Raw genomic sequence first — 10541 nt, 5'->3', positions numbered from 1 at the left:
GTCGTCGGTGATGACGGTGACGGCAGTGCCGCCTGCAAAGTCGATGCCGGGAGTTAACGGCATCCCTGTGCTCAGCCAGTTAAAAGTAAGGAGGCCGAGCGCCAGGAGAAGCAGAACGAGTGGTATCGTTACCATCTGCTTCGGCGGGTATTTGTTGACATCGTAGGTGACAAACCCCATAAGTATATACTCTGCCGTAGAAGGGATTAATATTTGGATATCCTCCCCTGTATTGCGTCTTTTTGGAGCGGAATAACTGTCCAATCCGTTCATTCGCGGGAGGCTTTTTTTCCTGATACCACGGCCGGGAGAGTCCGGAATAAAATAGCAAGATTAATATGGGGACCAATACCACACACAAATATGCGGTCGCCGGCCGACATCAAGAAAGAGATCGAGGCCCGCCTGAAGACATATCTTTCACGAGACAATACGGGCATCAGGCACGAAGTTCTAGCCTTTTTCGTCAGGATCAGGTCGACGACAATCCCCGATCTCTATGCGCTGCTCTCCCGGACCTTTACGGTCAGTTACCACTCCATCGCCTCGATGGTGGGGATCATCGCCTCGCGCATCGGGGTCCTGCGTGTGCGGCGGGACCCGGAGAGCACGAACGCCATCTACGAGATCAAGGACGATTACGTCGGCATGGTCACCCGCCTTCTCGACAGTGGATAGGCGGGGGATCACAACAGTTTTACCCTTTCCTGCATTGACGTATAAGGAATGATAAGGACCGGGAAAGAACCCTCGACCCCGAGGATAAAAGTCTCGGAAGAGGTTCTGTCATATGTTCAAACGCGGGGCTGCGATTTCAGGGTGTGTACGTCCTGCGGAGGCCCGATTTTGCTTCCGATCTCGGTCAAGCCCCAGAAAGCCACAGACGTGGTGGTGAAGGCCGGGTGTCACTGGATCTATATCTCCATGTACCAGGCGCCGTACCTTGACACCCTCGATATCGGCCTTGTGCCGGCCTACGACCTGGAGTGAGGATGTCGTTCGAGGAACTTCCCCATCAGGCAGATGTGCGGGTGCGGGTGCGGGCAGAGGACTGCAACGCCCTCTTTGCCGAGGCCGCCAGGGCAATGTTCTCCATCATGTACGTCACCTGCGACGAGGGAGAGATCGAGCGAAGCATTTCGGTCGCGTCCGACGACGTCCTGTCCCTGATGATCGATTTTCTCTCCGAACTCCTCTTCGTCTCGGAAGTGGACAGGGTCGTCTTCTCCTCCTTCGACGTCTCCATAACAGGCACGAGCCTTACGGCAACGGCCAGGGGAGAACCTTTCACCCGGGAGAAACATCTCGGCGGTATGGAGATCAAGGGGGTATCCTATTCGGGGCTGAAGATCTTCAGGGACGGGGAAGAGTTTTGTAGCGAGATACTCTTTGATGTGTGAGGTAGTCGGAAATGCTTGAAGGGATCAAGAAGATCAGCGAGGTCGAATGGGAGGTGCCGGTCGGTTATGTCCCGGGGATGCGGGTACCCGGCCGGTTCTTCCTCTCCGAAGACCTCTCGGAGACGCTGGAAGCGGGGGCGGTCCAGCAGCTCGCCAATGTCGCCACGCTCCCGGGCGTCGTCAGATATTCCCTTGCCATGCCCGACATCCACTCGGGTTACGGCTTTCCCATCGGGGGTGTCGCGGCCTTTGAAGAAGATACGGGCGTCGTCTCGCCGGGCGGGGTCGGTTATGATATCAACTGCGGCGTCCGCCTGATCACGACGCCTCTCACCGTCGCCGACATCACAAACCCGCGGGCCCTGATCGAAGAACTCTTCAGGACGGTGCCGACAGGCGTCGGTGCCGAGAGCACGATGCGCCTCTCCGAGGCCGATCTCGACGACCTGATGGCCGACGGGGTGGAGTGGGCGATAGACCACGGTTTCGGCATGACCGCCGATATCGAGCACTGCGAGGAGCAGGGGAGGATGAAGCAGGCGAACCCGGCCGCGGTGAGCAAGAAGGCCCGGCAGAGGGGCAGGCCGCAGTCCGGCACCCTCGGGTCGGGCAACCACTTCCTGGAAGTGCAGGCGGTGGACGCGGTCTTCGACCCTGAGGCGGCAAAGGCCTTCGGCCTTGAAGCAGGCCAGATCTGCTGCATGATCCACTGCGGGTCCCGCGGCCTCGGCCACCAGGTCTGCACAGACCACCTGCGGGTCCTCGAGTCGGCGACCCGGAAGTACGGCATCGAGATCCCGGACCGGCAACTCGCCTGCGCCCCTGTCCACTCCCCTGAAGGGGAAGCGTACTTCGGGGCGATGGCCGCGGCGGCGAACTATGCCTGGGTGAACAGGCAGGTGATCACCCACCAGGTACGCACGGTCTTCGCCCGCCTCTTCGGGATCGCCTACGAGGAGATGCCCCTCGTCTACGACGTCGCCCACAATGTCGCCAAGATGGAGGAGCACGCCGCCTATGGGAAGAGGCGGACGCTCTGCGTCCACAGGAAGGGCGCCACCCGCGCCTTCGGCCCCGGTCTCCACGACGTGCCGCAGGTCTACCGCGCGGTCGGTCAGCCGGTGATCATCCCGGGCAGCATGGGCAGTTCCTCCTATGTCCTCCACGGCACGGCGACGGCGATGGAGAGGACCTTCGGGAGCACCTGCCACGGTGCCGGCCGGGTCATGAGCCGCACAAAGGCCAAACACGCCACACCCGGCCGGGAGGTCAGGGAACAACTCCTGAAACAGGGGATCATCGTCAGGGCGACGAGCGACGCCTCGATCGCCGAGGAAGCCCCGGACGCGTACAAGGAGAGCGACAAGGTCGTCGACGTCGTCCGCCGGGCAGGGCTCTCCCTGCCTGTGGTCAGGCTCCACCCGATCGGGGTGATCAAGGGGTGACGGCAAAGGCGGCGATCCTCTGGGACGAACCGAACACCTTCAACAGGTTCGTCAACGAGTGTTGCGGCGTCAGCTGCGACCCCATCAACCAGCTGCTCGTGGCGTCTCCCTTCTACCGCGGGCGGTACGTCGCCCTCATCGTGCCGACCGGTTTTGCGAACCCCCGGTACTCCCGTCTCCTCCCGGCACTCCGCGCCGCTTCCCCGCGCATCAGGGCCTTCGTCGAGAACGGCGGGCACCTCCTGGTTTTCGGGGCGATGGACGAGAGGCCCGGGGCCTATGACTGGCTCCCCTTCAGGGTGGAGTACAGGCACGAGTTCAAGCAGAGGAAACTCGTCTTCCCTGCCGAGAGCGAGTACGCCGCGATCGTCGAGGACTACGACCCCGAGGCCGTCGAGACAGACGGCGTCTTCTCCGACGCCGACGCCGACGTGATCGCCGCCACGCCCGAAGGAGAGGCGGTCGTCCTTGCAAAGCAGATCGGCAAGGGCGTGGTCGTCGTCACCAGCATCCACGAGTACCCCTCCGCCCGGTTTGTCGGCACCTTCTGTACCGCGGAAAGAGAAACCTTATTTTAGAAGAGTGTAATGGAGAGTACAGGTGGAATAATGGACCAGTATATCATTTCCGCTTCATCCACGACAGACGACCTGACGCCGGTGGTGATGGCGGTCCATCTCCTTCTCAACAGGCTGCCGATAACGGCACGGTCACGGGCTGCGCCCGGGCTGCGTGTCGAGGAGGGGAGGGTGATCGACGATCACTATACCGGTCCGCTCCTCGAGGCCGCCATTGCAGAGAACAGGCTGAAAAAAGATGTGCCGCCGTCAGGCCCCTATAAGGGAGTGCCTGTCGTCGTCGCACCGGTGCGCGACAGCGCCGGCGAGGCGATCGGTGCGATCGGCGTCGTCGACATCACCGGGATCTTCGACCTCGCGACCCTGATGGAGCACCAGTCCGCGATCCTCCGGCAGGTCTGCGGAAAAGACCCCTGTCCTCTCCCCACAGAAGCGATCCCCGCAAAAAGGTAATAGCCATGAACGATGTTACTGAGAAGGTTCTAAAGATACTCGAATCAGCCGAAGACTCTATCACCGCTGAACAGATCAGCGAGGCTCTCGATATACCGGGGTCGTCGGTCGCACACCATATCAAGAGCCTGCGCGAGGCAGGGCACGACATCGAGTTCTCCCGGGGGTCTGGCTATCTCCTTGTCAGGGGCGGCGGGGCGATCACCTCCGGGGAGATCGAAAAGACGCTCAAGACCGCAGTGATGGGCCGGGACATCAGGTACCATGAGAGCGTCGGCTCGACGAACTGGGCGGCACGGAAACTCTGCACCGAAGAGAACCCTGCCGCCCTCCACGGCACCCTGGTCGTCGCCGAAGAACAGACCGGCGGCTTCGGGAGGATGGGCCGCGCCTGGGTCTCGCCGAAGGGTGGCATCTGGGCGAGCCTCATCCTGAAGCCGACGATACCGGTCGACTCCCTCTTCCTGATCACGATGGCGGCGGCCCTTGCGATCGCCCGGGCGATCCGCCGGAAGTACGACCTCGGCGCACTGATCAAGTGGCCGAACGACGTATATATCGGCGACAAAAAGGTTGCCGGGCTCCTTGTCGAACTCTCGACAGAGGGGGAGAATGTCAACTACTGTCTCCTCGGCATCGGCATCGACGCCAACGTGGACATCAGCGACCTCCCGCCCGACCTCCAGAAGACGGTCACGTCGGTGATGGCCGAACTCGGGCACGAGGTCGACCGCGCCTCCCTGCTCACGACGGTCCTGAAGGAGTTCGAGAGCAGGTACCAGATCCTGGAGAGCGGCGAGTACGACCCGATCATCAGGGAATGGAAGAGCCTTTCCCGCACCCTGGACAACCGCGTCTCGATCAGGACGATGCGAAAGACCTTCGAGGGCGTCGCTATCGACATCGATCAGCACGGCGCCCTGATCATCAGGCGGGACAACGGGCGGATCGAGAAGGTCGTGGCAGGCGACTGCATGCACCTCTGAGGGCGGGTCATGTACGGCAGCGAAGAGCGTTCCCGCATTATCGCAGAGTCCGCCGGCTTTGTCGCCCTGATAGCGGCGGGCTCCTGGGTCTCGATTCCCTTCGTCCCCGTGCCCCTCACCCTCCAGACCTTCTTCGTCCTCCTCGCGGGGGTGGTCATGAAGAGGTGGGCGGTGGTGCCCGCGGCCCTGTACCTCCTCCTCGGTCTCCTCGGCCTGCCCGTCTTCCACAACGGCACGGCGGGCATCGGCGTCCTGATGGGGCCGACAGGGGGTTTCATCGTCGGGTTCATCGCCGCGGCCCTTATCGCGGGCCTGGCGTACGAGAGAGACGCCGAGATGGTCAGGATCGCCGGCCTTGCCGCCGCCTCGATCGCGATCTACCTCTTCGGGGTCTCGTGGCTTGCATATTCGACCGGCATGGGACTTGTGGCCGCAACTCTCGTCGGGATGGTGCCCTTCCTCCCGGGCGACGCCGTCAAGGCGGCGGCCGCGTATATCGTCGGACGACGTCTGGCATGATCGAGATCGACGGCCTCGTCCACGGCATCCTCTCCATCCCCTCCCTCCGGGTCGACGAGGGGCACACCGCCCTCATCGGCCCGAACGGGAGCGGCAAATCAACTTTTCTCTCTCTCCTTTCCGGCATCGCTCTTCCTCTCCAGGGCAGGATCGCCATCGACGGCCGACAGCCGCGGCTGGTCGACGTCGGGTGGGTTCCTGAGTTCCCCGACCAGAGTATCCTCTTCACCCGCGTCGACGACGAGATAGCAAGTCCCTCCCGTTTCGCCGGTCTCCCCTGCAAGGAGGTGGAGAGACGGGTGGACGCGGCCGCCCGCCTGGTCGGGATCGAGGACCTCCTCCCCCGCACGGTCAGGGAACTCTCCGGGGGCGAACGGGCCCTGGTGGCCCTCGCGACCGCTCTCTCGACAGACCCCGAGGTGCTCGTCCTCGACGAGTTCGACTCCCACCTCGACGGCGAGACGGCCGGGGTCGTCGAAGAGGCCCTGGCAAAGTGCCGGTGCCGGTACTCCGTCCGCTGCACCCAGGACATGGCCGCCGCCGCACGGGCCGACACGGTGCTGTACCTGGAGAAGGGGCGGGTCGGCGAGATAGGCACGCCCGCCGCCGTCTTCGCCGCCCGCGAAGAGACCTGCTTCTATCCCCCCCTCTGGAGGATCATGCATGGACGTCAGGCTTGACTCTGTCCTCTTCAGGCGCGGCGCCTTCACCCTCACCTGCTCGGGCGTCTTTGGCGAGGGCGTCCACCTCGTCAGCGGCAGGGTGGGGAGCGGGAAGACGACCCTCGCCCTCCTCCTCGCGGGCCTTATCCGGCCGTCGGCAGGGACGGTCACCAGAGAGGGCATCGAGTCCCTCACCCTCTCCTTCCAGAACCCCGAATACCACGTCACCGAGGCGACGGTCGAGGCCGAGGTCCTCTCCTACGGCGCCGACCCGGTAGAGATCGCAAAAATCTGCGGCCTCGAAGACCGCCTGGGGGACGACCCCTTCGCCCTCTCCCGCGGCGAACTCAAGCGCCTCCACCTCGCCTGCATCCTTTCGGGCCGTCACAACCTCCTGGTCCTGGACGAACCCTTCAGTTCCCTCGACTGCGTCCAGAAGGGCCGCCTGTGCAGGGAGTTGAACGAGAGAAAAGGGGGCGTCACCGTCATCTTCACCCACGAGAGGCAGGTGCTCCCGCGGGCCGACTATCTCTGGGAGGTCGAGGAGGGAGAGGTCGTCTCTCTCGGCAGGGTGCCTGACGCCATCCCGGCATGGCGGCACGCCCCGCCGTACCTCAGGCACGCCCTCGACGCCGGCGTCGTGCCGGAGAACATCAGGTTCAGGGACGCGGTGGAGGCGCTATGCAGGACGCACGACTGAGACTCTTCTGCATCTTCGCCCTCTCCATCGCCGCCTTCCAGTCTGTGCAGGGGGCGGCCCTCGTCTATCTCTGGTGGGCGGCATTCAGCAGGAGAGGAGCGTCCCTCCCGCCGCGGACCGCCGGGGCCGTCGTCCTCCTCACCCTCGGCATCACCGCGGCCGCGACCGAGGTCACCGCGGGCGGCGGCCTCGCCTACTTCTTCCGCCTCGCGGCGGTCTTTCTCATCGCGTTCTGGGCGTACCGCGAACGCGTCCCCGGCGAACTCCTCGGCGCCGGCGCCTCCCTCTTCGGGAAAAAGTGGGGCTTCGACATCGGCCTTGCCGGCGAGATGGGGATGGAGGCGCTCGCCTCCCTGGAGGGTGACATCACACGGATGAGAATGGCCCTGCAACTGAAAGGGAAAGGCCGCGGCATCAGGGCCGTCGTCCCCCTCGGCCTCGGCCTCCTCCATGCACAGATGCAGAGGTCGACAGACCGCGCCTCCCTCCTTGCCGTGCGCGGCTACACCGGCGGGGGCTCGGTCTGCCCGGTATTCACCCGGACGAGAGCAGACAAATGCGCCGCTGCTCTTGCCGGAATTATCGTAATTCTCTCGTATGTACCTCTTAGTGATGTATTTATATGATCAGATTGAAAAATTGAGAGGCTTGAGGATATTTAAGAGCCCCGAGGTATTCAGATGAGTGCTGCCAGTTCTAAAAGGGTATATATCACCGATACGACGCTCAGGGATGCCCATCAGTCGCTCATCGCCACCCGCATGAGAACGGAGGACATGATCCCTCTGGCTCGGAAGATGGATGATGTGGGCTTTTTCTCCCTGGAAGCATGGGGGGGTGCGACCTTCGACAGCTGCATCCGCTTTCTCAACGACGATCCCTGGGAACGCCTGAGAGACCTGAAGGCCGAACTTACGAAGACGCCGATCCAGATGCTGCTGCGGGGGCAGAACCTGGTGGGCTACCGTCACTACCCCGACGATGTCGTGGAGCGTTTTGTCGATGCCGCCTATAAGAACGGCGTCGACATCTTCCGCGTCTTCGACGCCTTAAACGATATAAGAAACATGGACAAGGCCTTCACCAGCGTGAAGGCGGCAGGCGCACACCTGCAGGGGACAATTTCCTACACGACAAGCCCGGTGCACACCACGGCCACCTTCATCGATATGGCCGAGGAGATGGCGGCGCGTGACTGCGACTCCATCTGCATCAAGGACATGGCCGGGCTGATCATGCCCGAGGCCGCCCGCGAACTCATCGCGGGGATCAAGGAGAGGGTCGATATCCCGGTCTGCCTGCACTCCCACTCGACGAGCGGGATCGCGTCGATGAGTTACCAGGCGGCGATCGAGGCGGGCGTGGACATCCTTGACACGGCGATGTCGCCCTTCGCCCTCGGCACCTCGCAGCCCCCGACGGAGAGCGTGGTCGCCTCCCTCAGGGGGACGGCTCGGGACACCGGCATCGACCTGCACGCCCTCAGGGCGGTGCGGGACCTCTGCGTCGGCCTCAGGGAGAAGTACGGCGGTCTCCTCGACCCGATCTCCGAGAGGGTCGACAGCGACGTCCTCATCTACCAGCTCCCCGGCGGGATGATCTCGAACCTGGTCTCCCAGCTGAAGGAGCAGGACGCCCTCAACCGCATGGAGGAGGTGCTGACCGAACTGCCGAAGGTGCGTGCCGACCTCGGCTATCCTCCCCTCGTCACCCCGACCAGCCAGATCGTGGGGACGCAGGCGGTCCTGAACGTTCTGATGGGCAAGGAAAGGTACTCCAACGTCACGAAGGAGGTCAAGGACTATGTCCGCGGTCTGTACGGCAGGTCGCCGGCGCCGATCTCGCCCGAGATCAGGACTCTGATCATCGGCGACGAAGAGGTGATCACGGTGCGGCCCGCCGACCTCCTGGAGCCCGCCTACGAGAAGATGCGGGAGCAGGCGGTGAAGGAGGGCCTCGTGCGGAAGGAGGAGGACGTCCTCACCTATATCATGTACCCGGCGATCGCCCCCTCTTTCCTCCGTGGCGAGAGAAAGCCCGAGGCGATCCCGCAGAAGGTGCAGGCGGCGGCGAGCACCGCCGACATCCCGGGCTTCATGGAGGTGGAGGTCGACGGCGAGATCTTCTCCGTGCGGATCCTCTCTGTCGAGGGGAGTACGGTCGAGTCGGCCGCACCGTCTGCCGGCAAGGAGATCCCGCGGGGCGAGATCGTCGGCGGCATCAAGTCCAACATGCAGGGCATGGTCCTCGAAGTGCGGGTCTCGGCCGGCGCCGAGGTGCAGAAGGGCGACGTCCTCCTGGTCCTCGAAGCGATGAAGATGGAGAACCCGATCTATGCCCCTGCCGACGGCAAGGTCAGTGAGATCTTTGTGGATGCGGGAGACGTCGTCCAGAACGGGGACGTCCTGATGGTGGTCGAATAAACTCCCCTCTGTGTGGTCCTATGAGATATTTTGAGAAGGTGCTCATCGCAAACAGGGGCGAGATCGCCATCAGGGTGATGCGGGCCTGCCGCGAACTCGGGATCGAGACGGTCGCGATCTACTCGGCCCCGGACAAAAACGCCCTCCATGTAAAGTACGCGGACGAGGCCTTCTTTGTCGGCGAGGCCCCGCCGCAGAAGAGTTACCTGAACATGGAGAGGATCGCCGAGATCGCGACGATGTCGGGCGCCGAGGCGGTCCACCCTGGCTACGGGTTTCTGGCGGAGAACGCGAAGTTTGCAAAACTCGTCGAGGACGAGGGTCTCACCTACATCGGCCCGTCCTGGAAGACCATCGAGATGATGGGCTCGAAGATCGAGAGCAAGCAGACGATGCAGGCGGTGGGCGTGCCCGTCCTGCCCGGCACGCCTGGCGGGATCACGAGTCTCGACGAGGCGGCGAAGGTCGCGGAGGAGATCGGCTACCCGGTGATCGTGAAGGCGAGCGCGGGCGGCGGCGGCATCGGGATGCATGTCGTCAACTCCCCGGCAGAGCTGGAGGAGGCGATCGCAGGGAGCATGCGGATCGCGGCGTCGGCCTTCGGCGACCCGACGGTCTTTATCGAGAAGTATCTCACGAAGCCCCGCCACATCGAGTTCCAGGTGCTCGCGGACAGGTACGGGAAGACTCTCCACCTGTACGACCGCGAGTGCTCGATCCAGCGCCGTCACCAGAAACTGGTGGAGGAGGCGCCCTGCCCGATCATGACGGACGAGCTGCGGGAGAGGATGTCGGCCTCCGCGGTGACTGTCGCGAAGACGTCCCATTACAAGAATGCGGGCACGGTCGAGTTCCTGTACTCTGACGGGGACTACTACTTCATGGAGATGAACACCCGTCTCCAGGTGGAGCACACGATCACCGAGATGATCACGGGCATCGATATCGTGAAGCAGCAGATCGCGGTCGCCGCGGGGCAGGACCTCTCCTTCGACCAGGAGGACGTCTCGATCCGGGGGCACGCGATCGAGTGCCGGATCAATGCCGAGGACCCGCTGAACAATTTCCAGGCCGATCCGGGCAAGATCGTCCGGTACCGCTCGCCGGGCGGCCCCGGCATCAGGGTGGACTCAGGCATCCACATGGGCTACACGATCCCGCCGAACTACGACTCGATGATCTCGAAGCTCTGCGCCCACGGCCAGACGAGGATGGAGGCGATCGAGAGGATGCGCAGGGCGATCTACGAGTACGTCATCCTGGGCGTGAAGACGACCCTGCCCCTCCACCACGCGATCATGCACAACAGGGAGTTCGCGCTCGGCAACACGCACACCCACTTCCTCCAGGAGGAGCACATCGCCCAGAGTCTCCG

At 63.4% G+C, this 10541-nt stretch carries 13 protein-coding genes and 1 pseudogene; 13 read left to right on the top strand and 1 reads right to left on the bottom strand.

Annotation, left to right across the window (positions count from 1 at the left end):
- Window positions 1–180: pseudogene (locus PHP59_RS09310) on the bottom strand (preprotein translocase subunit SecF); the annotation flags it as partial.
- A 183-nt stretch (window positions 181–363) separates the two neighbouring features.
- On the opposite strand from PHP59_RS09310, the gene PHP59_RS09305 reads away from it, so the two are divergent.
- From PHP59_RS09305 to PHP59_RS09245, 13 genes are all read left to right on the top strand, one after another.
- On the top strand, window positions 364–678 hold the full coding sequence (locus tag PHP59_RS09305) for a DUF2551 domain-containing protein (RefSeq protein WP_300166309.1): 315 nt from the start codon (window positions 364–366) through the stop codon (window positions 676–678).
- A gap of 168 nt (window positions 679–846) precedes the next feature.
- Window positions 847–990 carry a hypothetical protein gene (locus PHP59_RS12705; RefSeq protein WP_366943744.1) on the top strand — a complete coding sequence of 48 codons (144 nt, stop codon included), beginning with the start codon at window positions 847–849 and terminating at the stop codon, window positions 988–990.
- Between the two features lie 2 nt (window positions 991–992).
- Window positions 993–1400, top strand: coding sequence for an archease (locus PHP59_RS09295; RefSeq protein ID WP_300166305.1), 408 nt, complete (start codon window positions 993–995; stop codon window positions 1398–1400).
- Between the two features lie 11 nt (window positions 1401–1411).
- Window positions 1412–2845 carry an RtcB family protein gene (locus PHP59_RS09290; protein ID WP_300166303.1) on the top strand — a complete coding sequence of 478 codons (1434 nt, stop codon included), beginning with the start codon at window positions 1412–1414 and terminating at the stop codon, window positions 2843–2845.
- On the top strand, window positions 2842–3423 hold the full coding sequence (locus tag PHP59_RS09285) for a hypothetical protein (protein WP_300166301.1): 582 nt from the start codon (window positions 2842–2844) through the stop codon (window positions 3421–3423). Before PHP59_RS09290 ends, PHP59_RS09285 begins: the two co-directional genes overlap by 4 nt.
- A 30-nt stretch (window positions 3424–3453) precedes the next feature.
- Window positions 3454–3876 (top strand): DUF2111 domain-containing protein, encoded by a 423-nt coding sequence (locus PHP59_RS09280; protein ID WP_300166299.1) that lies wholly within the window; start codon window positions 3454–3456, stop codon window positions 3874–3876.
- Between the two features lie 5 nt (window positions 3877–3881).
- Window positions 3882–4862 carry a biotin--[acetyl-CoA-carboxylase] ligase gene (locus PHP59_RS09275; protein WP_300166297.1) on the top strand — a complete coding sequence of 327 codons (981 nt, stop codon included), beginning with the start codon at window positions 3882–3884 and terminating at the stop codon, window positions 4860–4862.
- A gap of 9 nt (window positions 4863–4871) precedes the next feature.
- A complete protein-coding gene (locus tag PHP59_RS09270) occupies window positions 4872–5381 on the top strand; it encodes a biotin transporter BioY (RefSeq protein WP_300166296.1) in 510 nt (169 codons plus the stop codon).
- Window positions 5378–6061 (top strand): energy-coupling factor ABC transporter ATP-binding protein, encoded by a 684-nt coding sequence (locus PHP59_RS09265; RefSeq protein ID WP_300166294.1) that lies wholly within the window; start codon window positions 5378–5380, stop codon window positions 6059–6061. Before PHP59_RS09270 ends, PHP59_RS09265 begins: the two co-directional genes overlap by 4 nt.
- Window positions 6045–6743, top strand: coding sequence for an energy-coupling factor ABC transporter ATP-binding protein (locus tag PHP59_RS09260; protein ID WP_300166292.1), 699 nt, complete (start codon window positions 6045–6047; stop codon window positions 6741–6743). Before PHP59_RS09265 ends, PHP59_RS09260 begins: the two co-directional genes overlap by 17 nt.
- On the top strand, window positions 6725–7369 hold the full coding sequence (locus PHP59_RS09255; protein ID WP_300166290.1) for a hypothetical protein: 645 nt from the start codon (window positions 6725–6727) through the stop codon (window positions 7367–7369). The genes PHP59_RS09260 and PHP59_RS09255 overlap by 19 nt, the downstream gene beginning before the upstream one ends.
- A gap of 54 nt (window positions 7370–7423) precedes the next feature.
- Entirely contained in the window at window positions 7424–9166 is a 1743-nt protein-coding gene (oadA, locus tag PHP59_RS09250; protein ID WP_300166288.1) for a sodium-extruding oxaloacetate decarboxylase subunit alpha, read from the top strand.
- Between the two features lie 20 nt (window positions 9167–9186).
- Window positions 9187–10541, top strand: a 1355-nt coding sequence (locus PHP59_RS09245) for an acetyl-CoA carboxylase biotin carboxylase subunit (RefSeq protein ID WP_300166284.1), incomplete at its 3' end; no start/stop codon positions are given.

Source organism: Methanofollis sp., from assembly GCF_028702905.1.
Lineage (GTDB): Archaea > Halobacteriota > Methanomicrobia > Methanomicrobiales > Methanofollaceae > Methanofollis.
This window is presented reverse-complemented; position numbering and strand designations above follow the sequence as displayed.